The following is a 23,757-nucleotide window of genomic DNA, read 5'->3' as shown; positions in this document are numbered from 1 at the left end:
ACGATATGAACCGAGCTCCCTATTTTCTGATGCATGAATGTCCGGGCAGCGCACGCTACCTGGCGTTTGGCCTGCGCTGGCTCGCGCTGATTGGTTCCGATGTGCCGGGCTTGGCGCGGGCGCGTGGCCGGCGGTTGCGGGCCACGCACTTCGTGGTTGGTGGCTCGCCCGCCACCATGGCGGGCTATGGCAGAACGCACTCGGCGTGGCGCCGGGGCTGGCGCGCGGGGCGGTCCCGCCGCGGTGGTGTGCCGCACATCCAGGCGGCCGCTCAGCTATACGCGCTGTTGTATCCCAGCGGCGGCCATTGCCTGATCCCGTTGCCTGACGGCCGCTATTGGCTGGCGGCAGCGCAAGACGGCATGGCGCTGTCGCAGGCGGATCGCTTGTTTGACTCGCACGATGAGGCGTTGCACGCGCACAGGCGCTTGGCCGACGACCGGCCCGGATTGCAGGCCCACGACACTGCCACGGTATGGGCGGCGCTGTTGCAAGCGGTGGAGCCAGGCGCGCAGTTGACGCCATTGCTTACCCGCTGGGCCGCATTGCCGCTTGTGCCGCGCGTTTTCCTGGCGTGCGTGGGGCTGTCCGCAGTGGCGCCGCCGGTATGGAACCTGTTGTCGGCACGCTTCACTGTTCGCGAGCCCACGGTGGCTTCGCCATCTGCCGATTCGGCGGCTGCGCTGACGCCATCTCGGCCGTTGCTTGAAGGCATGGCGGCGCATGCCCGCACTGAAATGTCGAACCTGTTGCGCAGTGTGGGCAGGCTTCCCGTTCACGTGCAAGGTTGGGCGTTGCGCCGCGCACAGTGTGATGCGGGTGCAACAGGCTGGGATTGCGGCGCGGTTTACGCGCGCGCCTCGCCGCAGGCTACCAATCTCCAGCTGCACGACCGGTTGCCCGTTGGCTGGCGGGTGTCTTTCAATCCGCTTGAAGAAGCGACGTTGCGCTGGCACATCACGTCGGCGTTGGTGCCGTTGGCGTCCATGACGCTACCCAGCGCGCTGCGCGTCGATACCGAACTGGCCGGGGCGCTGCAACAGTTGCAGCCTGCATTCACCGCTGTGGCGTTGGCGCCAGCCGTTGCCTTGTCGTCACCGTTGCCGTCGCCGTCCTCCCCCTCGTCAGCGGACGGGTCAGCGGAGGCTGCGCAAACTCTCCAACCCTTGATCCGGCGTCGCGCATTGCGCATGCACGGCCCGTTGCGTTCATTCGCGCTATTGCCCGGCCCGTTTGAAACGGTGCGCTGGTCTCGTTTGGCCGTGAACGTGCAGCCCCTTCAGCGGCCCACTCTGGCTGCCAGCACGCTGGTCGCCGAATTGCACGGAGATCTCTATGAACAGGATTAGGCTTGCCGCCCAGCGCGTTGCGCAATCTTTAATTGTGGCGTTCTCGCTGGCCATCGGTGCGCAGGCTCAGGCGTTGTCGCCGCACGTTGATGAGGCTCACGGGTGGCCGGATGTTGAGACGGTGCAGACCCTGTTGCGCGCCGATGCGGCGGCGGCTTTGGCCGATTGCCGGACGCCGGGGATCTGCCAGCCGGGGGCCGCACCTGCGGACCAGGCGGCTTCTGCCGGACCCAAACAGGACGACATCCGCGTGGCCGCGATCTTCGGGTCCACCCGGCGGCTCACTGTCGATGTCGTCGTCAATGGTGCGTTGCTGCGCTATCGGGCGGGCCATGGTGCGCCTATCGCCGGGGCGGTCTCGGCGAATGGCTATCAACTGCTGGCAGTCGTTGGGGCTTGCGTGCACTTGCGCCGCAACGAACACGATCACATGGCCTGCGTGCCGGTCGGGAGGGCACTGCCATGACGCTGCCTTTAACGCCGTACGCAATGCTGCCTTTAACGCCATCACCGTCTTCAACACGACGCAAACCGAGCGACCCCCAATCGCTGCATACCGCCGACGACATCGCTCGGCTAGCGCCCGCTTTCGTCCGCGCATTGGGCGACGAATTCGATCTTGCCTCATTGGCGGGCCGGTTGTGTCCGGTGCTGCTGGACAGCGGCCAGGCAGCTCTGTTCGCGGTCGACGAATACGCGCTGGGCGATACCGTCGACGAACTTGAACGCATGGTGCGCGCGGCCGGATACCGCTTGGCCAAGCCGTCACGCTACATCCTGCCTGCGCCGTTGCTGCTGATGATTGCGCGCGGGCAATTGACGGCGGCGGGCTTGGGGCGTCGGGGCAAAGGATCACCGGCTGAACGAACGTCCGCCCTGGCTGCCTTGTTTCAAGACGTCGTCCGTTGGGGCGTGACGCAGGGCGCCAGCGATGTCCATATCAACGTCAATCAGCGGCAGGCTTTCTGCGACATCCGCTACACCATCAATGGCGAGTATGTCGGCACGGAACGTTTTGCCGGGCTTTCGAACACGACATTGCTGGAGGTGCTGGCGGTGGCCTGGATGGAGGTGCGCGGGGGCAACGGCGCGGTGTTCGACCCGGCGCTTGAGCAGCAAGGGCGTATCGCGCTTGAGGTCGACGGCATCCCGATTGTGTTGCGCTGGGCATCGCTGGCAACCGATGTGGGGCCGTCGGTCTGCCTGCGGATTCTGCGCTTGGACGCCACGGCTGGCGGCGATCTTCACGCACTGGGTTATCTGCCCACGCAAATCGAGACGCTGCTGCGCGCCCGCGACCGCGAAGGCGGCGCCATCGTGCTTGCCGGCGTGGTCGGCTCCGGCAAATCCACGACCATCGCGACGTTGATGCGGGGCATCGAATCGACGCGCAAGGTCATCACATTGGAAGACCCGGTTGAATACGTTATCCCCAACGCATTACAGAACACGCTGAACGGCGCGCTGGCGGAATCCGCGTGGCCGACGCTGGACGCCAAGTTGAAGACCATCAAGCGGTCGGCGATGAACGATTTGCTGATCGGAGAAATCCGAGATGTGGATACGGGGCGAGCGTTCATGGACCTGGCCGGTTCGGGCGTCAGCCTTTACGCCACCACGCATGCGGGGTCGGCGGCCATGGTTCCTGAACGGCTGGCGTCAGAGGCGATTGGTGTGTCTCGAGATTTCCTCGCGACGCCCGGCATGCTCAAGCTGCTGGTTTATCAAACGCTGTTGCCGCGCTTGTGTTCGGCCTGCGCGTTGCCGCTGGAATCCCTCTGGCGAGAGCAAACCTTTTCGCGCACATCGGATTCGGCGTTCGCTGCCCAATGGGATTGGCAGGCTTGGACGCACGAAATGAAACGCGTGTACCGCTTGGAGCCGCATGCACTGAGGGTCAGAAATCCGGCCGGGTGCGGCGCTTGCCGTCGTCCGCAATTGCCTGAACTCAATGGCACGGCGGGGCGCTGTGTTGCGGCGGAAATGATCGAGCCCGAACGGGTAGAGGGTTTTCTGGAACGCGTGCGTTTGCGCGATAACGCGGCGTTGATGTCGGCCACGCAAGAGGCAGACCCATGGGCATGGAGCGATGCTTCAACACGAGGCGCAAGGGCGTTGGACGGCGCCTTGCATCGAGTCAGCTCCGGCGAGGTGGACCCGCGAGCGCTGCTGCGCCGCTTCGACCTTCTGGTTTCACCGCAAGCCGCCAGCGCCGAACCGGGCGCCGGACGGGATCGGTGGCTGATATGAGGTGGCTGACATGAGGTGGCTTACATGAGGTGGCTGACATGACTTGGCTGACTCGCCCGGCCCCGGTTCGGTTCGGTTTGCGTTTCGTAGCCGCGCCGCGATGGATGGATGCGATGCGCTTTCGTTTCCAGCGCGCCGATTACTACGCCTATCTTGCCGATCTGATCGATGGCACGCAGGGGCGCAAGAACCTGCGCGACATTTTTGATGACGATGCGCGCCGATACGGCCCGCGCACGGTACGGGGCCGGCTGTCTCGCGATTGGGCTGCGGCGTACCTTGAGGCGGGCGGCGACCTGGGGTTGGCGTGGCGGGACTCATTCCCTTCCGGCGAATGCTTGCTGCTTAGCTGCGTGCAGGAAGAGGGCGGCGATCTTGCGGCGGCGCTGCGCGACTTGTCGCGTGCCGTCCAGTTGGCCGGGGATGCCTGGCTGGCTGTGGCGACGGCGGCGGCGGCGGGCGTCGTGGCGGCTGCCGTCGCGTTCGCCCTGCTGTGCGCGATTCCCTACTTCAGCGTKCCGCGCTTGCAGCAGGTCTTTCAGCTGGTGCCGCCCGAAGACTATCGGGGGCTGACGCGCGGTTTGTTCGCCCTGGCGCGCGCGTTGAAGCAGTGGCTGCTGCTCTGGCTCGTGCTCAGTTTGGGCCTGGCGGGGTTGAGTCTGTGGTCGCTGCCGAATCTCACGGGTCCATTCAGGCGCGTGCTTGATGGCTGGCTGCTGTGGCGCTTGTACCGGGATTTCCAGGCGATTCGCTTTCTTTGCCTGCTATCGGTGCTGGTTCGCCAGCACGGGGCGGCTGACACCCGGCTTCGCCGTGCGCTGTCTGTCCAGGCGCGCAGCGCGCAACCGTGGATGCACGCGCACCTGCAAACCATGTTGGACCGCATCAATGCCGGGGCAAGCGGCCCCGAGGTATTCGGCACGGGCCTGCTGGATCAGGAAACCTGGTGGTACATGGCCGACATGATGGACGCGTTGGGGCTGGAGGCCGGTCTGGCGCAGGTTCGCCAGCGCGTCGAGTTGCGCCTGCTGGTGCGGGTGCGCCGGCAAGCCGCCACGCTGCGATGGTCGTTGCTGATCCTGTCGCTGGCGACCGTGTTGGGCGTCACGTTCTGGCATTACGGCGTCATTGATGAGCTGCGCCAGGCGTTGACCAATTTCTACGCAAGCCAGTAGCGCGGCGATGCATCACTCAAACCACTGATTTCATCAACGAAAGGAGGCAACCATGCCTGGTCTAAGGGTTCAGCAATATCGGCTCAGCACGCGTCAGCGAGGGTTCTCGTTAATGGAGGTGTCCATCGTTACCGCCATCGTCTTGTTGATCGCCATCGTCGGCATTCCCGCGATTGGTGCGTACGTGATCGAGAACAAGGTGCCCAAGGTGGGCGAAGAACTCCAGCGGTTCATCGCCAGCATGAAAATCAATGCCCAAGGCGGCGGCGTCAATCCGTACTTGGGTTTGGACACTGGCGCAATGGCGAATGCGCTGCGCGATTCCAGCGTGCTGGCCGTTCAGGGCAGCGGCGCGTCGGCCCGTATCGTGCATGGCCTGGGCGGCAGCGGGGCGGGCCGCAATGGGGTGGTGGAGGTGGTGGCCGGGACATTGGGGGGCGCAGGCCTGGGTTCTGCCTTCACCGTGACGCTGACGAATGTGAGCCACGCAGCCTGTCCGGCGCTGGCGTCTGTGCTGCAACGCGTGTCGGACACAATTTCCATCGGCGGCGGCGAAGGCGTCAAAGTCGTCAAAGATACGCAATCCATCCCCATCCTGCCCTACCGCGCAGCGCAGGCCCAGGCGCAATGCGGCCAAGGGGACGTCAACACTTTTGTATTCACGGCAAAATGATGCGGCCTGCCTTGTCGGACGGCGCGCGGTGGCGCGCCATCTTGAGTCCGCATCAGCAGGGGGGCTTTTCGCTGGTGGGCCTGGCGCTTGCGTTGGCATTGACGTCTGTCATCGCCATTTGGGCGTCGAACCAGGTCGTACAGCGAATCGAAGACGCGGCGGCGCGTGCCTCGGGGCTGTGGCTCACGCAGGTCCGCGAGGCTGCGGCGGGGATGCTGACTCGGCATTTCGACGTGCTGGCCAAGGCAGAGGCCCCGTTGAGTGAGGGCGGGCAGCCGCTATTCGTGGATGCTCTTGCGCCGACGGTGCCCGAGCTTCGCGCCCTGGCGCTGCTGCCGGCGGCGTTCCCAGAGCGTTCGGCGATGGGGTTCGGCGCGCAGATCAGGGTAGTCAGGGGCGAAGGTTGCCCAGGCGAGCGCTGCCGGCTCGATGCCCTGGTCTATAGCGCCGCACCGATTCTGAAATCTGGGTCTCGCTTTCCTGATCTGATTGGCATTGCTGCGGTGATGGACGCCGCGCAAGGTTATGGCGGCGCGGTGTGGGCGGAGTCGCCTGACCGGGTTCGCGGCTCGTCGTTCAGTTTCCCGAACCCTCTGGCGCCCGGCGCCCCTGCCTATGCCGCAGGCACGGTGGCGCTGTGGGCCGGGGCGGGGCCTGGAGCCGATCGCTCGCCCGTCATGCCCGACCTGGACCCTTTCGTCAGGATTGGCGACGCGCGTGACCCCATGCTGCAAGGCACGCTGACGGCCGCGTCTTCCGTGATCGCGGGCGGGTATCTGTCGGTGGGGGCGCGGGCTCAGGCGGGGCAGCACTGCGGGGTGGCGGTTGGCACGATCGCCACGTCGGACGATGGCGAATTGCTGACCTGCCAATCCAGCGTCTGGCGGCGCGCCAGCAGCGGCTTCGGCGGCGCGTATAGCGTCAACTATCCGAGGGGCTGCACGCACTTTTCCGGAGCCTCCACCGCAAATCCCGTCACCGGGCAGTGCTCTTGCCCACCTGGTTTCACGGAGGTCATCGTGTCGGCAGGCGGGAAATGGACCGAAACCGAAGGGTGGACCACCGGTTATGTCTGCGTCAGATAGGCGGTCTGGCACCCATTCCCGCGCTTTTCCGCCAAACCTCTATAATCAAAGATTCGCCTAAATCCTGCGTCATCCACGATGAAATCCTCCGAGATTCGCCGCCAGTTCCTGCAATTCTTCAAGTCGAAGGGACACACCATTGTTCCTTCGTCGTCGCTCGTCCCCGGCAACGACCCGACCTTGCTCTTCACCAATTCGGGCATGGTCCAGTTCAAGGACGTGTTTACGGGCAAGGAATCGCGGTCGTACACGCGAGCCACCTCGTCGCAGCGCAGTGTGCGCGCCGGCGGCAAGCACAACGACCTGGAGAACGTGGGCTACACCGCCCGCCACCATACGTTCTTCGAAATGCTGGGTAACTTCAGCTTCGGCGACTACTTCAAGCGCGACGCCATCCAGTACGCCTGGGAACTGCTGACGCAGGTCTACAAGCTGCCGGCCGAGAAGCTCTGGGTCACCGTGTACCAGGAAGACGACGAAGCCTACGACATCTGGGCCAAGGAAGTCGGCGTGCCGGCCGAGCGCATCATCCGCATCGGCGACAACAAGGGCGCACGCTACGCTTCCGACAACTTCTGGCAGATGGCCGACACCGGCCCTTGCGGTCCGTGCTCGGAAATCTTCTTTGACCACGGCCCCGAAATCTGGGGCGGCCCCCCGGGATCGCCCGAGGAAGATGGCGACCGCTACATCGAAGTCTGGAACCTGGTGTTCATGCAGTTCGAGCGCGACGCGCAAGGCAATATGCCGCGTCTGCCGCGCCCCTGTGTCGATACCGGCATGGGTCTGGAACGTATCGCCGCCGTCTTGCAGGGCGTGCATTCCAACTACGAAATCGATCTCTTCCAGACGCTCATCCACGCCGCCGCTCGCGAAACCGGTGTGAAGGATCTGGACAACAACTCGCTGAAGGTCATCGCTGACCACATCCGCGCGTGCTCGTTCCTGATCGTGGACGGCGTGATTCCCAGCAATGAAGGCCGCGGCTATGTGCTGCGCCGCATCGTCCGCCGCGCGCTGCGCCATGGCTACAAGCTGGGTCAGACCAAGCCGTTCTTCCACCGTCTGGTGCCGGATCTGGTCGCGGAAATGGGTGAAGCCTATCCGGAACTGGCCGCCATGGCTGACCGCGTGGGCCAGGTGCTCAAGCAGGAAGAAGAGCGCTTTGGCGAAACGCTCGAGCATGGCATGCGCATTCTGGACACCGCCCTGGCCAACGTGCCCAAGGGCGGCGTGCTGGACGGCACGACGCTGTTCACCCTCTATGACACCTACGGCTTCCCCGTGGACCTTACCGCCGACATCTGCCGCGAACGCGAAGTGGAAGTCGATATGGCCGGTTTCGAGGTCTCGATGGAGCGCCAGCGTGACCAGGCGCGCGCCGCCGGCAAGTTCAAGATGGCCGAAGGCCTCAGCTACGAAGGCGCCGACACGCGCTTCGAAGGCTACGAAAAGCTGGAGCTCGACAACGTCAAGGTCACGGCCTTGTATGTCGATGGCTCGCAAGTGCAGCAAGTGAAGGCCGGCCAAAGCGCTGTGGTGGTCTTGGACGTCACGCCGTTCTACGCGGAGTCGGGCGGCCAGGTCGGCGACACCGGTTTGCTGGAAGCGGACGGCGTGCGCTTTGCCGTGGCCGATACGCTCAAGATCCAGGCCGGCGTGTTTGGCCATCATGGCGTGCTGGAATCGGGCACGCTGTCGATCGGCGACACGCTGCTGGCGCGCGTTGACGCAGTTCGCCGCGCCCGCACGGTGCGCAACCACTCGGCCACTCACCTGATGCACAAGGCCTTGCGCCAGGTGCTGGGCGCGCACGTGCAGCAGCGCGGCTCGCTGGTGGACCCCGACAAGACCCGTTTCGACTTCGCGCAAGATGCGCCGATGACCGCCGAGCAGATCGCGCGCGTTGAAGCCATTGTCAACGCCGAAGTCCTGGCCAACCAGCCCACCGTGGCCCAGGTCATGGCCTACGACGACGCGGTCAAGGGCGGCGCCATGGCGCTGTTCGGCGAAAAATACGGCGACACCGTGCGCGTGCTGGACATTGGTTTCTCGCGTGAACTCTGCGGCGGCACGCACGTCAGCCGCACGGGCGACATCGGCCTGTTCAAGATCATTTCCGAAGGCGGCGTGGCGGCGGGTGTGCGCCGTATCGAAGCCATCACGGGCGACAACGCGTTGGCTTGGGTGCAGAACCAGAACGCCTTGCTGACCCAGATCGCCGGCATGCTGCGTAGCACGCCGGCCGATGTCCCGGCGCGTATTGCGCAGGTGCAGGATCAGGTCAAGGCGCTGGAAAAGGACCTTGAGCAATCGCGCAACAAGCTGGCCGCCAGCGCGGGTAACGACCTGGCTACCAGTGCCGCCGTTGACGTCAAGGGCATCAAAGTCCTGGCCGCCAGCATCGCCGATGTCGATCCCAAGGCATTGCGCGGCATGGTCGACAACCTGAAAGACCGCCTGAAGCCGGCGGTGGTGCTGCTGGCCACCGGCGCTGCCGATGGCAAGATCAGCGTGGTGGGCGGCGTTACCGCCGACCTGACCGACCGCATCAAGGCTGGCGATTTGGTGGGCTTTGTCGCCAGCCAGGTTGGCGGCAAGGGCGGCGGCCGCCCGGACATGGCCATGGGCGGCGGCACCGATCTCGCAGCCTTGCCCGCAGCGATTGCCGGCGTGCAGAAGTGGGTGGACGAGCGTCTGTGATGAGCAGCGGGGATACCGGCCTGAACGCGGGCGCGCAAACGCCCGTGTTTCAGCAGGAAGTGGATGCCAGCGGCCTGACGTGTCCGCTGCCCATCCTGCGCGCCAAGAAAGCGTTGGCGCAGATGGTCAGCGGCGAAGTCTTGCGCGTTGTCACCACCGACCGCAATGCAATCCGCGACTTTCAGGCGTTTTCTCGGCAAACCGGCAATGCGCTGGTTGCGCAGCACGAGGCTGATGGCCATTGCGTGCACTACCTGCAACGGCGCTGACCTTCCGGCCCTCGGCCAATAATCATCGCCCGATGCAATAAAAAGGCCCGCCTTCCAGCGGGCCTTTTTGCATGACGCTGACGGGTTTACTTGTGGATGGCCACAGCGACCGCCTGCGTAATGGTGAAATCCACCAGATCGCCTTCCTTCAGCTGCTGCAAGCGTGCCTGGAGCGCGGGGTCCTTGACCTGGATGGTGCGCATCCCGCCTTGCGGGCCCTTCAGAGTGACCAAGTTTGCACTTTTGTTGATGTGCCAGATTTCGGCGGTGATGGTCGTTTGGCGGCCCATCGCGCCACCGGGCTTGGCGCCGGGGGCGCTGCGGGTCGCCGACGTTTCTGTGACGACCTCGGGCGCGCCTGAGCCCGCGCGGCGCACATCGACCGCGACGGATTCGTAATAATCCAGCGTCAGGGTATCGCCCGTTTTGATCTGTTGGAAATTACGCACGTCCGGGCCTGCAACGACATCGACGGAATTGCCGTTGGCGCCTTGCAGGGTGATGGTGCGCGTGGCGGGGTCAACCGCCGTCACCTTGCCGGACGCGGTGGTGAGCGCCGCGCCGACCACGCGGGCAGACGCCGCAAACGGCATCGCCAATGTGCCCAGCAAAATGCCCGTCAACGCCAGGCGCGCAACGGGAGTGAAGACAGATTTCTGGTTCTTCATGATGTGGCACCCTCCAGTAGAGGAAGTGTTGGGAAAAAACACGAGGGAACTGGGGAAAATGCGAGCTCAGCGGAAGATATCCGCCTTCAGGACGAGGGCTTGAATACTGCGATGGGCCGACGCCGCAGGGGCGTGGCCGGGTGGAGCAAAGCGTGGAGTAAGGCGTACGACGACATAAATCCGATCTCTCCAATCGGGTTATTCTTCAAACGCACTAACGATCAACCGCAGGAAATGCAGACGTGGGCGCGGCGAGAAGGCTACACTTTGGTCTGCGGCGGGCTCCGGCCCGTTTTTGTAGAATACCCGGATGTGGTGTTTTAGGATACAAAACGCGCCGCCACGACTGATTCAGCACCTGCATTTGCCAGCTGGCTTGTTTAAGTGCTAGAATTTCCCGTTTTTCACAACTAATTCAAGGGATTACCTATGGTGGTGATTCGCCTGGCCCGCGGTGGGTCCAAGAAGCGTCCGTTTTACAACCTGGTGGCCACCGATTCGCGTAACCGTCGCGACGGCCGCTTCATCGAGCGCGTGGGTTTCTACAACCCCGTAGCTAGCGAAGGCACGGAAAACCTGCGCATTGCGCTGGATCGCGTGCAGTACTGGACCGGCACTGGCGCCCAACTGTCGCCTGCTGTTGAGCGTCTGGTCAAGGACTACTCGGCTAAGGTTTCCGCCGCTGCTTAATTGCCGCGTCGACCAACCAAGTCGTTAGTTCAGCTGTAAAAGCTACCATTCTTAGCTGTTTCATCCTTACCAAGAGCGCGATACATGTCTGATGCCGCAACCTCTAACGCGGCGCCTACGGATTTGATCGAGCTGGGCCGCATCACTGCAGCCTACGGTGTGAAAGGCTGGGTCAAAGTGCAGCCTCATTCGGCCAATGCCGAAGTGCTGCTCTCAGCATCTCAATGGTGGTTGACTCGCCCTGTGCCTGAATTGGCGCGGGGCGCTGTCGCGTCTGCGCCTGTCGTAATCAAAGTTCTGCAAGCCCGCTCGCAAGGCGCCACGGTCGTGGCCCAGCTGGCGGGTATTGCCGATCGCGATCAGGCCGAAGCCATGCGCGGATATTCCGTGCAGGCGCCACGCGGATCTTTCCCCGCGCCGGAAGAAGACGAATACTACTGGGTCGACCTCATCGGCTGCGCGCTGTACACCAGCGCCAACGGTGAACCCGCCTTGATTGGCGTGGTGGACGAAGTCCTTGATAACGGCGCTCACGCCGTCTTGAAGGTTTTGTGCCAGAAGGCAGGGGCCGAAGGGCCCGAGCCCATCCTGACCGCCAAAGGCCGACCCGCCGAAATGCTTGTTCCGTTCGTACGTGCGCACATACACGCCGTCGATCTGGCTGCTCGCCGCATTGACAGCGACTGGCCGGCGGATCTTTGATGCGATTTGACGTCGTTACGCTCTTTCCCGAAATGTTCGGGGTAGTGCGCGATCTGGGTGTCACCGGCCGGGCGCATGCCCAGGGCCGGTGGTCTCTGCATGCGTGGAATCCTCGAGATTTCACGCACGACGTTCATCGCACGGTGGACGACCGCCCCTACGGCGGCGGCCCCGGAATGGTGATGATGGCGGGGCCTTTGGAAGCCGCTGTCAACGCCGCTCAGGACGCGCGCGCCGCGCTTGGCCTGGGCCGTGCCCCCGTTGCGCTGCTGGCCCCGGTTGGGCAGCGCTACGATCAGGCGGGCGCCGAAACACTGGCTGCAAGCGACGGAATCATCCTGATTTGCGGCCGATACGAAGGTGTCGACCAGCGCTTCATTGAACGCTGCGTGACCCACGAAATATCCCTGGGCGACTTTGTGTTGTCTGGCGGAGAAATCGCCGCGCTTGCGGTGATCGATGCCGCCGTGCGTCTCTTGCCCGGCGTGCTCAACGATGGCGATTCCGCATTGCAGGACTCGTTCAATGACACCTTGTCCGGCTTGCTGGACAGCCCCCACTACACGCGCCCCGAAGTCTACGAGGGCGAGTCCGTGCCCCCGGCGCTGCTTAGTGGCCATCACGCCAACATCGCCCGTTGGCGACGCGAACGCTCGCTGGCGTTGACCGCCGCCCGGCGCCCTGAGCTGCTCGAATCCGCCCGTGCCAAGGGCTGGTTGAGCAAAGCCGATGAGCGCTTTTTGGCTGAATTGGCCGGCACGTACGACCCGGCATCTGATGCCCCCAAGCGGCGGCGCAAATCTTCAAGCAAGCCTGCGGCCAGTACGCCCGCAACGCCTGACGCCTCTTCTTAACGCTTTTCATCAGACTGGCGCTGTCCAACCCCGCTAGGGATGTTCCTAGGTTGTGGGCGGTTTGTGTGCTCCTTAGTATTGAAAATTACATGCAAATGAAATTTTCATATGAATCAGCCCCGCCGCGACGAATCTGGCCTGTCTTCCTCTGAACGCCCAACCCCGGCGTCATCGCGCCTGTCGTCCGGCCGGCCGGAATCCGCCGTTGATATGTGGCTGGGCCAGCAATTGCGCCAGTTGCGCAAGCAACAGGGCCGCTCGCTGACCGATGTGGCCAGTGCTTGCGGCATGTCGGTCGGACTGTTGAGCCAGATCGAGCGGGGCTTGAGTTCCGCCTCGGTCAAGACGCTGGACCTGCTTGCCCGTGAATTTCAGGTGTCGGTCAATTCGCTGCTGCGCAATGCCGAGCACACGCAGGGCGAAGATGGCGGCCGCGTGGCGCGCGCCGGTACGCATCGGTTTATCGACCTGAGCGAAAAAGGCATCAGCAAAGAGATGTATACGCCGCCCGCCTGCCGCAGCATGGATCTCTGCCGCGCGACCATCGAACCGGGCGGCTCCACCGGCAATGAGCTGTTCGTAACGGGGCAGGGCGAGCAGATCGGCGTGGTGCTCAAAGGGTCGTTAGAACTCTGGGTAGGCGACCGCGTCGTGCTGCTCAACGAAGGCGATAGTTTTTGCTATGCCAGCAGCACGCCGCGCCGCTGGCGCAATCCCGGCTCGCAGGCGACGGAAGTCATCTGGGCCATTTCCAACATCACTCAAGCCGCGGGGGACGACACGCAACAAGCGCCCTAGGCGCGCAGCATCCACAGCGGCGTGGCGACACTGGGGATCGCCGCGCCACCGGACACGCCAGGCGTTGCCCGGACTTCTTTGCCACGATGAGGAAATGTCATGAAATTCAAGACTCTGGTTGTCTCGGTATTTGCTGCATTGTCCATGGCCGCGGGCGCGCACGCCCAGACGGTGTTGAAAGTGGGGTCCACACCCACCGGCAGTCCGTTCACGTTTCTCGACACCAAGACCAACAGCATTGAAGGCGTGATGGTCGACATCGTGAAAGCGGTTGGCAAAGAAGCGGGATTCGAGGTGCAGATCGAACCCATGGCGTTTTCGGCGCTGATCGGTTCGCTGACTTCCAAGCGTATCGACATCGTGTCGGCGGCCATGTTCATCACGCCGCAGCGCCAGCAGGTGGTGAGTTTTTCGGAACCGGTCTATCGCTACGGCGAAGGGCTGATGGTGCTGAAGACCGACAACAAGGATTACAAGTCCTTTGCCGACATGAAAGACATGACGGTAGGCGTGCAGGTGGGCACCGCGTTTGTCGAACCCATCCAAAAGAGCGGCGTGTTCAAGGAAGTGAAGCTCTACGACAACCCGCCCGACATGATGCGCGACGCCAATGCCGGCCGTATCCAGGGCGGCTTCATGGACTACCCGATTGCGGCCTACATCCTGACGCAAGGCAACTACCCGAACCTGAAGATGGCGCAGTCTTACCAGCCCACCATCATGGGCAGCCTGGGGCTGGCCACGCGCAAGGAAGACACCGCGCTGCTTGATCGCATCAACAAGGCGCTGGTCAAGCTGAAGGCGGACGGCGCCATCGACGCCATCCTGAAAAAGTGGGGCCTGTCCGGCGCGTGATGCCGGCCTGATCTCAAGCAACTCGCAGTTTTTGCATCAGCCTGGCCGGTGCGCGCCCGCGCGCCGGCGGGCGGGGCGCATCCCGCGTTCCCGTGGGCTGTCTCGTCGGGGTGGGTGAAGTCATGATGGAATTCTTCAAGGATTCGGCGGAGTATCTGCCGATATTGCTGCAAGGGGCAAAGCTGACAATCCTGGTGACGCTGGGGTCGTTGGCGCTGTCGACCGTGCTGGGCCTGGTGTGGGCGCTGATGCGGGTGTCGGGCAACACGTTCCTGTCCAAGCTCAGCGGCGGCATCATCAATCTGCTGCGCGGCATTCCGATCATCGTGCTGCTGTTCTATATCTATTTCGTGATGCCCGACATGGGTGTGTCGTTGACAGCCGTGCAGGCCGCCATCATCGGCTTGGGCGTGGCGTATTCAGCCTATCAGGCCGAGAATTTTCGCGCGGGGATTCAGGCGATTGACCGTGGCCAGATCGAAGCCGCGATGGCGATGGGCATGAGCTGGAGCATGACGATGCGCCGCGTGGTGCTGCCGCAGGCTGTGAAGATTGTGCTGCCGCCCTACGGCAACATCATGATCATGATGCTCAAGGATTCGTCGCAGGCCTCCACGATCACCGTGGCGGAGCTGGCCTTGCAGGGCAAGCTGATCGCTGTGTCGACCTTCAAGAACGCGACGGTGTTTTCGCTGGTGGCGTTGATGTACCTCGTGATGTGTGTGCCGCTGATTCTGCTGGTCCGGCATCTGGAAAAAAGGAGCGCCACGAAATGATCGAACTCCAGGGAGTCCGCAAGAGCTTCGGCCCGCTAGAGGTGCTGAAAGGGATCGATGCCGAAGTCAGCAAGGGCGAAGTCGTTTGCGTGATCGGCCCGTCGGGTTCGGGCAAATCCACCATCCTGCGCTGCATCAACGGGCTGGAACGCTACAACGCTGGCCGTATCACGGTTGATGGGGAATTGGTTGACGCCGATGCGCCGTCCATCGTGTCCATCCGCACGCAGGTGGCGATGGTGTTCCAGCGCTTCAACCTGTTTCCGCACCGCACCGCGTTGGAAAACGTGATCGAAGGGCCGATCTTCGTGAAGAAGGAACCGCGTGCGCAAGTGCTGGAACGCGGCCGCGAGCTGCTCGCTAGCGTGGGCTTGGCGGACAAGGCGGACGCGCATCCGAATCAGTTGTCGGGCGGCCAACAGCAGCGCGTGGCGATTGCGCGCGCGTTGGCGATGCAGCCCAAAGCGATTTTGTTCGACGAGCCCACCTCCGCGCTGGACCCGGAGCTGGTGGGCGATGTGCTGGGCGTCATGCGCAAGCTGGCGGAAGCCGGTATGACGATGGTGGTCGTGACGCACGAAATGAGTTTTGCCCGCGAGGTTGCCGACCGCGTCATGTTCTTCGATGGCGGCGTCATGGTGGAGCAGGGCGCGGCCCGCGAAGTGCTGAATCATCCGCAGCATCCCCGTACGCAGGACTTCCTGCGCCGCGTGCTGCATCCCATGTAAGGAATCATCATGCAGCAAGCGCCGTTTCCCTTATCTCCGTCATTGTGGGCAGCCACCGCCGCGGCGCCTCCGCCGACCGAGCCGCTGATGGCCTCCACACAGGCGGACGTGGTCGTCATCGGCGGCGGATACGCGGGCCTGAGCACGGCCTTGCATCTGGCCGAGCGGGGCGTCAAAACCGTGGTGCTGGAGGCGCGCGAGATCGGCTTCGGCGGATCGGGCCGCAATGGCGGGCAGGTGATTCCCGGCTTGAAGTACGACCCGGACGCCTTGATCTCGATGTTCGGCCACGACCGCGGCGAGCGGCTGTTGCGGTTCGCCGGCGCCACGGCCGACTCGGTGTTCAACTTGATCGACCGCCATGCCATGGATGTGCCGCACGTCCGTAAAGGCTGGATTCAAGGCGCGCACACCGCCGACGCGTTGCGCACCGCGCACGACCGCGCCGCCCAATGGGCGCGCCATGGCGTGGATGCGCAGCCGCTGGATCGCGGGCAGGTTGCGCGCTTGCTGGGAACCGACCGCTATCTGGGCGGATGGGTCGATAACCGCGCGGGCGCCGTGCAGCCCTTGAGCTATGTGCGCGGTCTGGCGCGTGCTGCATTGAATGCGGGCGCGGTCATCCACACCGATACGCCGGTCACGGGCTTGAAGCGCGAGGCCGGCAAATGGACCGCCACCACCGCGCGCGGCGCGACGGTTACCGCCGACCGCGTGGTGATGTGCACGAACGCCTATGGCGGTGATCTGTTGCCCGGTTTGAAGACGTCCATCATCGACGCCAACACCTTCCAGGTGGCCACGGCGCCGCTGCGGGAGGCCGTGCGCGCAGGCATCTTCCCCGAGGGGCATGTCACGTCGGATACCCGCAACCTGTTGCTGTACTTCCGGTTGGATCACCAGGGCCGATTGCTGATGGGCGGTCGCGGGCCCTTTCGTGAACCCAAGGGCCCGCAGGACTGGGCGCATCTGGAACGCGTGATGCTGAAGCTGTTCCCGCAGGTGGCCGGCACCCCGTTCGAATATCGCTGGTGCGGACGCGTTGCCGTTACGCGCGACTACCTGCCGCATCTGCACGAGCCGCAACCGGGCCTGCTGGTGGATATCGGCTGCCAAGGGCGGGGCGTGGGCTTGCAGACCAGCATGGGGCGAGCGATGGCGCAATACGTGGCCACGGGCGACGCGAATGCATTGCCGGTGCCGCTTTCGCCGATTGTGCCGTTCCCGCTGTACGGGCTGCGGCGGCTCTACGTGAATGCAGTGGTGACCTGGTATCGCCTGAACGATGGCGGTGTGTAGGCGGGAGGTCGGTGCGGAGTTGTCTGTCAGGCGGTGCTTGTCAGGACGTGCGTGTCAGGACATGCCTGTCAGGACGTGCCTGTCAGGACAGAGGCCATAAAAAAACCCCGGACATCGTCCGGGGTTATTCGTTCAAGCGGCCAGGCCGTTTGCTCAGTCGCCCAGCTTGGCGCGCTGTTCGCGCACCTTCTGCAACGTTTCGCCAAACTGCGCCATGCGCGCCTTTTCCTGTTCGACAACCGCTGCCGGGGCGCGTTCGACGAAGCTGGCGTTGGACAGCTTGCCGTTGGCCTTGGCGATCTCGCCGTCCAGGCGCGCGATTTCCTTGTCCAGGCGGATGCGTTCGGCGGCCACGTCAATTTCCACGTGCAGCATCAGGCGGCTGGCGCCCACGACCTGGACCGGCGCACCGGCGTCGGGCAGCACGTCCAGCACATCGACCTGGCTCAGCTTGGCCAGCGCGGCCAGATACGGCGCGTTGCGCTTGAGCGTGGGCGCGTCGCCCTGGGCGCACAGCGGCACCTTCTGGGCGGGCGACAGATTCATCTCGCCACGCAGTGCGCGCACGGCTTCAACCTGCGCCTTGAGCTCAGCCACATCGGCTTCTGCCGCAGCGTCCACGGCGGCCGGGTTGGCTTGCGGATACGGCTGCACGCTGACGCTGTCGGCAACGCCTTCCTTGCGCTTGCCCGCCACCACCGACACCTTCTGCCACAGCTCTTCCGTGATGAACGGAATGATGGGGTGCGCCAGGCGCAACACGCATTCCAGCACGCGGATCAGCGTGCGGCGCGTGCCCAGTTGCTGGGCCGGCGTACCGGTCTGGATCTGCACCTTGGCCAGTTCCAGATACCAGTCGCAGTATTCGTCCCAGACAAAGCGGTACAGCGCGTTGGCGATGTTGTCGAAGCGGTAGTCGGCAAAGCCGCGCGCCACATCGGCTTCCAGCGTCTGCATCTGGCTGACGATCCAGCGGTCCACGAACGAGGTCTCGCCCGTGTCCGAACCCGTCAGGTCATGGCCTTCGGTGTTCATCAGCACGAAGCGGGTGGCGTTCCACAGCTTGTTGCAGAAGTTGCGATAGCCCTCGCAGCGCTTCAGGTCGAAGTTGATGTTGCGGCCCAGCGTGGCGTAAGCGGCCATCGTGAAGCGCAGCGCGTCGGTGCCGAAGGCGGGAATGCCGTCCGGGTACTGGCGGCGCGTGGCCTTTTCGATGGCGCCTGCTTGCTTGGGGTTCATCAGGCCGTAGGTGCGCTTGGTGACCAGGCCGTCCAGGTCGATACCGTCGATGAGGTCAACCGGGTCCAGGGTGTTGCCCTTGGACTTGCTCATCTTTTGGCCGTCGGCGTCGCGGATCAGGCCGTGCACGTAGACGTGTTTGAACGGGATCTGGCCGGTCATGTGCGTGGTCAGCATGACCATGCGGGCGACCCAGAAGAAGATGATGTCAAAGCCCGTGACCAGCACGCTGGAAGGCAGGTAGCGTTGCAGGTCCGGCGTGTTGTCCGGCCAGCCCAGCGTCGTGAAGGGCACAAGGCCCGACGAGAACCAGGTGTCCAGGACGTCGGGGTCGCGCTTCAGATCGCCCGTCACGCCAGCGGCGCGGGCCTGCTCGATGGCGCCCGCTTCGTCGTGCGCCACAAAGATCTGGCCGTCGTCCGAATACCAAGCCGGAATCTGATGGCCCCACCACAGTTGGCGCGAAATGCACCAGTCCTGGATGTTGTTCAGCCACTGGTTGTAGATGGTGGTCCAGTTCTCCGGGTAGAACTGGATGCGGCCGTCGGCCACGACTTCGAGCGCCACTTCGGTGATGCTCTTGCCCGGATTCAACGTGCCTTCCGGCGCGGGCTTGCTCATGGCCACGAACCATTGGTCCGTCAGCATGGGTTCCAGGACGACGCCGGTGCGGTCGCCCTTGGGTTGCATCATCTTGTGCGGTTCGATCTTGACCAGATAGCCTTCGGCATCCAGCTGGGCGACAACGGCCTTGCGGGCTTCGTAGCGCTCCAGGCCCTGGAACTGCTTGGGGCCGTTTTCGTTGATGTGCGCGTCCAGCGTGAAGATCACGATCAGGGGCAGATCGTGGCGCATCGCGCAGGCGTAGTCGTTGAAGTCGTGCGCGCCAGTGATCTTCACGCAGCCCGTGCCGAAGGCGGGGTCGACGAAATCATCCGCGATGATGGGGATGTTGCGGTCGCACAGCGGCAGCTCGACTTCCTTGCCGATCAGGTGCTGGTAGCGCGGATCTTCGGGGTGCACGCACAGCGCGCCGTCGGCCAGCATCGTTTCCGGGCGGGTCGTGGCGATGGTCATGCCGCGCAAGGTGACGGTCTGGCCGTCTTTGTCGACGATGGTTTGCGGGCCGTCGACGAAGGGGTAGAGGATGTGCCACATGTGGCCATCGGTTTCTTCGGACTGCACTTCCAGGTCGGATACGGCGGTCAGCAGCTTCGGGTCCCAGTTGACCAGGCGCTTGCCGCGGTAGATCAGTCCCTGTTTATGCAGGCGCACGAAGGTTTCGACGACGCCGCGCGACATGCGGTCGTCCATCGTGAAGTATTCGCGGGGCCAGTCGGCCGACGCGCCCAGGCGGCGCACCTGCTCGGTGATGGCGTTGCCCGACTTTTCTTTCCATTCCCAGACCTTTTCCACGAATTTTTCGCGGCCGAGGTCGTGGCGGGAAACCTTCTGGGCGTCGAGCTGTCTTTCAACAACGATCTGCGTGGCGATGCCGGCGTGGTCGGTGCCGGGAATGAATACGGTGTCGTCGCCCGACATGCGGCGGTAGCGCACCAGCCCGTCCATGATGGTCTGGTTGAAGGCGTGGCCCATGTGGAGCGTGCCTGTCACGTTGGGCGGCGGGAACTGGATGACGTAGGGCTGGCTTTCCGTCCCCGTTTTTACGTGCTGGCCCGCCGTGAAGTACCCGCGCTTGTCCCACTCGGCGTACCAGCGGGATTCCAATTCGGAGGGTTCGAAGCTCTTGGAGAGTTCCGGGGTGTCGCTCGCGGGGTTCGCGGCGTTCGGGGGGGCAGCTTGAGTCATTACAGGGTTCCGGCAAACAGGGCGCCCGGCGTAGGGATACGGGCAGCAAACCGCTCATTTTAAGATGTAATGCGGTCTTCTCAGCGTGTTAGAATACCGGGTTACTGAAAACCTTTTAGAAGTCCCTGAATTCATTGAGGATTCCTTCAGAAATATGCGCCGAAAAGCTCACCTTTCTGTATTCTCAACAAGAATTGAGGGCGCATCCGATCGGTAGGCAGTGTCGAATCCCTGCCTTGGCCATGTGGTTCAGGACGGCCCGGAATGCGAACGGCATCGTTCAAGCAACCCGGACCGCCTGTGCGCCAACAGCGCGATGACACTTCTAGGTTGACACCGACAAGTGCAGAGCCACGCCAGGCAATTCATTAGAAACCAGTCAGAAATCAGCTTTCGGAGTTCCTTATGTCCATCCAACGCACCCTCTCGATCATCAAGCCCGACGCCGTCGCCAAGAACGTCATCGGCCAGATCGTCGGCCGTTTCGAGCAAGCCGGCCTGAAGGTCATCGCCGCCCGCCTGGCGCAACTGTCGCGCGCCGACGCCGAGCGTTTCTACGCCGTGCATTCGGAACGCCCCTTCTTCAAGGACCTGGTCGATTTCATGATCTCGGGCCCGGTCTTCGTGCAAGTGCTGGAAGGTGAAGAAGCCATCCTGAAGAACCGTGACCTGATGGGCGCCACGGACCCGAAGAAGGCTGCTCCCGGCACCATCCGCGCCGACTTCGCCGACAGCATCGACGCCAACGCCGTGCACGGCTCGGACGCTCCGGAAACGGCTGCTGTCGAAATCGCTTTCTTCTTCCCCGAAATCAACATCCACAGCCGTTGATTTTCGCGTAAGCACTGTTCTAGTTTTTTAGCGTTACCCAGGTCATGGAATCCGTCGAACGAATCAATCTGCTGGGGCTGGATGGCTCCGCCCTGTCCGAACTTGTCGGGCAGTGGGGCGGCAAGCCGTTTCGCGCTCGCCAGCTGCAGCGCTGGATGCACCAGCGCGGCGCCGATTCGTTCGACGCCATGACCGACCTGGCTCGCGAATTTCGCAGCCAGCTCGCGTCGAATTGCCGCATCGAAGCCTTGCCCGTCAACATCGAGCAGCGCTCGACCGACGGCACGCGCAAGTGGCTGTTCGATGTGGGGCAGGGCAATGCCATCGAAACCGTCTTCATTCCTGAAGACGATCGCGGCACCCTTTGTATTTCCAGCCAGGCCGGCTGTGTGGTGAATTGCCGCTTTTGCTCGACCGGGCATCAGGGCTTTAACCGCAATCTGAAAACCAGCGAAATCATCGGCCAGCTGTGGTGGGCCAAGCGCGTGCTGGAGGCCGACATCGGCACCGCCCGCCTGGAAAGCGCCAAAGCCACCGAAGATACGCGCGTCATCAGCAACGTGGTCATGATGGGCATGGGCGAGCCCTTGCTCAACTACGACCAGGTGTTGCCGGCGCTGCGCCTGATGCTGGACGACAACGCTTACGGCCTGTCGCGCCGCCGCGTTACGGTGTCCACGTCTGGCGTGGTTCCCATGATGGACCGCCTCTCGCAAGACTGTCCGGTGGCGCTGGCCGTGTCGCTGCATGCGCCCAACGATGCGCTGCGCGATGAGCTGGTGCCGCTGAACAAGAAGTACCCGCTGAAGGAGTTGCTGGCGGCCTGCGAACGTTATCTGGCGTTTGCCCCGCGCGACTTCATCACGTTTGAATATTGCATGCTGGATGGCATCAACGATACCGACCAGCACGCCAAGGAACTGATCCAAATTGCACGCCAGCTGCGCTGCAAGCTCAATCTGATTCCGTTCAACCCCTTCCCTGAGTCGGGCCTGAAGCGTTCCAACTCCGCGCGCGTAAAGGTGTTTGCGCAGCGCCTGATGGATGCCGGCATCATCACGACCGTGCGCAAGACCCGGGGCGACGATATCGATGCAGCTTGTGGTCAACTGGCCGGAGAAGTGCGCGACCGCACTCGGATTACCGAGCGCAATGCCGCACAGCGCCAGACCATACCAATTAAACAGGTGCATGCATGACGCAGGATTTCGCTTCTGCAGTTTCTGAAACGCCCGCAAGCGCAGCGGGCAACGTCGGCTCGGCGCTACGCGCGCTGCGGCAGTCCAAGGGCTGGTCGCTAGACGAAGTATCCAGCCGCATCAAGTTCTCTACCAAGCAGATCGAAGCCCTGGAAAACGAAGCGTGGGCAGACTTGCCCACCGGCGTTTCCCTTCGCGGCCTGGTGCGCAACTACGCGCGCCTGCTGGGCGCGGATTCGCAAGCCATCGTCGATTCGCTCGACCCGAAAGCACGCGTCACCGGTCCGGTGAAGCTGAGCCCGGGCGCGCTGCATTCGGCCAATTCCATTCCTCAGTCCAGCGCCGATGACGACCGTTCGTCCTCGACCTCCTGGGGGTGGCTGATCGCCATCGTGCTGGTGCTGGCCGCCGGCGTGGCGTATGCCTTCTGGCAAGGCTGGTTGCCGCAGCAATGGCTGCCGTTCGACTGGCTGCCGAAGCCGACCAAGTAAACCGATTCCACCGATGCAAGATTCCTCTCTGCCTTGCCAGGACGCGCCGCCTCCCGCCGTGGGGGCCGCTACGCGCCGCGCCACGCGCTCGGTGGCGGTCAAGTGGGGCGAACGTGTCGTGATGATCGGGGGCGATGCCCCCGTCGTCGTGCAGTCCATGACCAACACCGACACCGCGGACGCCATCGCTACCGCGATCCAGGTCAAAGAACTGGCGCTGGCCGGTTCCGAGCTGGTGCGGATCACGGTGAATACGCCCGAGGCGGCTCGTGAAGTGGTCGCCATCCGCGAACAGCTCGACCGCATGGGTGTGAACGTGCCGCTGGTGGGCGACTTCCACTACAACGGCCACAAGCTGCTGACGCAGTTTCCCGAATGCGCGCAGGCGCTGTCCAAGTACCGGATCAACCCCGGCAACATGGGCGGCGGCAAGCGTCGCGATGACAATTTCGCGCAGATGATCGAAGTGGCTTGCCGCTACGACAAGCCCGTGCGCATCGGCGTGAACTGGGGCAGCCTGGACCACGAGTTGATGGCGCGCAAGATGGACGAAAACAGCCGCCGCGCGCAGCCTTGGGAAGCCCAGGCCGTGATGCGCGATGCGCTGGTGGTATCGGCCATCACCAATGCGCAGCGGGCCGAAGAACTCGGCTTGCGGCGCGACGCCATCATCCTGTCGTGCAAAGTCAGCCACGTGCAGGACCTGATCGCCGTCTACCTCGACTTGTCCGCCCGTTGCGACTACCCGCTGCATCTGGGCCTGACCGAAGCCGGCATGGGCAGCAAAGGCATCGTGGCGTCCACCGCTGCGCTGGCCGTGTTGTTGCAGCAGGGCATCGGCGACACCATTCGTATTTCGTTGACGCCGGAACCCGGTGGCGACCGCAGCCGCGAAGCGGTCGTGGCGCAAGAAATCCTGCAGACCATGGGCCTGCGCGCATTCACCCCCATGGTGGTTGCGTGCCCCGGCTGTGGCCGCACCAGCAGCACGTTCTTCCAGGAACTGGCGGATAGCATCCAGTCCTTCCTGCGTCGTCAGATGCCGGTCTGGAAGTCGCAGTATCCGGGCGTCGAAAGCATGAACGTCGCGGTCATGGGCTGTGTGGTCAATGGGCCGGGCGAAAGCCGCCATGCCGATATCGGAATCAGTCTGCCGGGAACGGGCGAAGTGCCCGCGGCGCCGGTATTCGTGGATGGCGAACGCACGGTGACGCTCAAAGGCGACCATATCGCCGAAGAGTTCCAGGCCATCGTCGAAGACTACGTGGCGCGCCGTTACGGCGTGCTCGCCTCTCATTAAAAGAAAGGGTGTAG

The 23,757-nt window shown here is 63.5% G+C and carries 22 protein-coding genes; 20 read left to right on the top strand and 2 right to left on the bottom strand.

The window, feature by feature from the left end:
• The first annotated feature begins 5 nt into the window (after positions 1 to 5).
• The 8 genes from AC1DB0_RS28760 to AC1DB0_RS28725 all read left to right on the top strand — a co-directional run bounded on the left by AC1DB0_RS28760 (position 6) and on the right by AC1DB0_RS28725 (position 9,504).
• A complete protein-coding gene (locus tag AC1DB0_RS28760; protein ID WP_476757072.1) occupies positions 6 to 1,349 on the top strand; it encodes a hypothetical protein in 1,344 nt (447 codons plus the stop codon).
• Positions 1,336 to 1,815 carry a hypothetical protein gene (locus AC1DB0_RS28755; RefSeq protein WP_054427427.1) on the top strand — a complete coding sequence of 160 codons (480 nt, stop codon included), beginning with the start codon at positions 1,336 to 1,338 and terminating at the stop codon, positions 1,813 to 1,815. The genes AC1DB0_RS28760 and AC1DB0_RS28755 overlap by 14 nt, the downstream gene beginning before the upstream one ends.
• Positions 1,816 to 1,838: 23 nt before the next feature.
• The gene (locus AC1DB0_RS28750; protein ID WP_476757097.1) at positions 1,839 to 3,599 is read left to right on the top strand and encodes an ATPase, T2SS/T4P/T4SS family; all 1,761 of its coding nucleotides are present in this window, start codon (positions 1,839 to 1,841) and stop codon (positions 3,597 to 3,599) included.
• A gap of 104 nt (positions 3,600 to 3,703) precedes the next feature.
• Positions 3,704 to 4,774 carry a hypothetical protein gene (locus tag AC1DB0_RS28745; protein WP_476757096.1) on the top strand — a complete coding sequence of 357 codons (1,071 nt, stop codon included), beginning with the start codon at positions 3,704 to 3,706 and terminating at the stop codon, positions 4,772 to 4,774.
• Positions 4,775 to 4,826: 52 nt separating this feature from the next.
• Complete coding sequence (locus AC1DB0_RS28740; RefSeq protein WP_054427429.1) at positions 4,827 to 5,447, top strand: type 4 pilus major pilin; 621 nt, start codon at positions 4,827 to 4,829, stop codon at positions 5,445 to 5,447.
• 41 nt (positions 5,448 to 5,488) lie between these two features.
• Positions 5,489 to 6,532 (top strand): prepilin, encoded by a 1,044-nt coding sequence (locus AC1DB0_RS28735; RefSeq protein WP_346552656.1) that lies wholly within the window; start codon positions 5,489 to 5,491, stop codon positions 6,530 to 6,532.
• A gap of 78 nt (positions 6,533 to 6,610) precedes the next feature.
• Positions 6,611 to 9,235 (top strand): alanine--tRNA ligase, encoded by a 2,625-nt coding sequence (gene alaS, locus AC1DB0_RS28730; protein ID WP_175169797.1) that lies wholly within the window; start codon positions 6,611 to 6,613, stop codon positions 9,233 to 9,235.
• Entirely contained in the window at positions 9,235 to 9,504 is a 270-nt protein-coding gene (locus tag AC1DB0_RS28725) for a sulfurtransferase TusA family protein (RefSeq protein WP_054427432.1), read from the top strand. Before alaS ends, AC1DB0_RS28725 begins: the two co-directional genes overlap by 1 nt.
• Before the next feature lie 86 nt (positions 9,505 to 9,590).
• Here AC1DB0_RS28725 and AC1DB0_RS28720 read toward each other — a convergent pair whose 3' ends face one another.
• On the bottom strand, positions 9,591 to 10,172 hold the full coding sequence (locus AC1DB0_RS28720) for a hypothetical protein (protein ID WP_175169798.1): 582 nt from the start codon (positions 10,170 to 10,172) through the stop codon (positions 9,591 to 9,593).
• Positions 10,173 to 10,601: 429 nt separating this feature from the next.
• Between AC1DB0_RS28720 and rpsP the strand changes: the two genes are divergently transcribed.
• The 8 genes from rpsP (at position 10,602) to AC1DB0_RS28680 (ending at position 16,874) form a co-directional block, all read left to right on the top strand.
• Entirely contained in the window at positions 10,602 to 10,862 is a 261-nt protein-coding gene (gene rpsP, locus AC1DB0_RS28715; RefSeq protein WP_006224007.1) for a 30S ribosomal protein S16, read from the top strand.
• 84 nt (positions 10,863 to 10,946) lie between these two features.
• On the top strand, positions 10,947 to 11,564 hold the full coding sequence (gene rimM, locus AC1DB0_RS28710) for a ribosome maturation factor RimM (protein WP_054427435.1): 618 nt from the start codon (positions 10,947 to 10,949) through the stop codon (positions 11,562 to 11,564).
• Positions 11,564 to 12,418, top strand: a complete 855-nt coding sequence (gene trmD / locus AC1DB0_RS28705) for a tRNA (guanosine(37)-N1)-methyltransferase TrmD (RefSeq protein ID WP_476757070.1) — start codon at positions 11,564 to 11,566, stop codon at positions 12,416 to 12,418. The genes rimM and trmD overlap by 1 nt, the downstream gene beginning before the upstream one ends.
• Before the next feature lie 108 nt (positions 12,419 to 12,526).
• Positions 12,527 to 13,216: a helix-turn-helix domain-containing protein gene (locus tag AC1DB0_RS28700; protein ID WP_476757069.1), complete on the top strand. Its 690-nt coding sequence runs from the start codon at positions 12,527 to 12,529 to the stop codon at positions 13,214 to 13,216.
• 99 nt (positions 13,217 to 13,315) lie between these two features.
• The gene (locus AC1DB0_RS28695; RefSeq protein WP_054427438.1) at positions 13,316 to 14,071 is read left to right on the top strand and encodes an ABC transporter substrate-binding protein; all 756 of its coding nucleotides are present in this window, start codon (positions 13,316 to 13,318) and stop codon (positions 14,069 to 14,071) included.
• 122 nt (positions 14,072 to 14,193) lie between these two features.
• Entirely contained in the window at positions 14,194 to 14,847 is a 654-nt protein-coding gene (locus AC1DB0_RS28690) for an amino acid ABC transporter permease (RefSeq protein WP_175169801.1), read from the top strand.
• Complete coding sequence (locus AC1DB0_RS28685; protein ID WP_054427440.1) at positions 14,844 to 15,575, top strand: amino acid ABC transporter ATP-binding protein; 732 nt, start codon at positions 14,844 to 14,846, stop codon at positions 15,573 to 15,575. The genes AC1DB0_RS28690 and AC1DB0_RS28685 overlap by 4 nt, the downstream gene beginning before the upstream one ends.
• Before the next feature lie 9 nt (positions 15,576 to 15,584).
• A complete protein-coding gene (locus AC1DB0_RS28680) occupies positions 15,585 to 16,874 on the top strand; it encodes an NAD(P)/FAD-dependent oxidoreductase (protein WP_476757068.1) in 1,290 nt (429 codons plus the stop codon).
• A gap of 153 nt (positions 16,875 to 17,027) precedes the next feature.
• Here AC1DB0_RS28680 and AC1DB0_RS28675 read toward each other — a convergent pair whose 3' ends face one another.
• The gene (locus AC1DB0_RS28675) at positions 17,028 to 19,922 is read right to left on the bottom strand and encodes a valine--tRNA ligase (RefSeq protein ID WP_054427442.1); all 2,895 of its coding nucleotides are present in this window, start codon (positions 19,920 to 19,922) and stop codon (positions 17,028 to 17,030) included.
• A gap of 405 nt (positions 19,923 to 20,327) precedes the next feature.
• On the opposite strand from AC1DB0_RS28675, the gene ndk reads away from it, so the two are divergent.
• From ndk to ispG, 4 genes are read left to right on the top strand one after another with little or no spacing between them, the layout of a single operon-like run.
• Entirely contained in the window at positions 20,328 to 20,753 is a 426-nt protein-coding gene (gene ndk / locus AC1DB0_RS28670) for a nucleoside-diphosphate kinase (RefSeq protein WP_054427443.1), read from the top strand.
• Between the two features lie 44 nt (positions 20,754 to 20,797).
• Positions 20,798 to 21,952 (top strand): dual-specificity RNA methyltransferase RlmN, encoded by a 1,155-nt coding sequence (rlmN, locus tag AC1DB0_RS28665; protein ID WP_046803686.1) that lies wholly within the window; start codon positions 20,798 to 20,800, stop codon positions 21,950 to 21,952.
• Positions 21,949 to 22,443 (top strand): helix-turn-helix domain-containing protein, encoded by a 495-nt coding sequence (locus tag AC1DB0_RS28660; RefSeq protein ID WP_054427444.1) that lies wholly within the window; start codon positions 21,949 to 21,951, stop codon positions 22,441 to 22,443. The genes rlmN and AC1DB0_RS28660 overlap by 4 nt, the downstream gene beginning before the upstream one ends.
• 13 nt (positions 22,444 to 22,456) lie before the next feature.
• On the top strand, positions 22,457 to 23,743 hold the full coding sequence (gene ispG, locus AC1DB0_RS28655) for a flavodoxin-dependent (E)-4-hydroxy-3-methylbut-2-enyl-diphosphate synthase (RefSeq protein WP_054427445.1): 1,287 nt from the start codon (positions 22,457 to 22,459) through the stop codon (positions 23,741 to 23,743).
• Positions 23,744 to 23,757 lie beyond the last annotated feature (14 nt).

Source organism: Achromobacter sp. 10T422, from assembly GCF_056394065.1.
The sequence above is the reverse complement of the archived record's forward strand: the minus strand, read 5'-3'. Positions and strand labels throughout refer to the sequence as shown.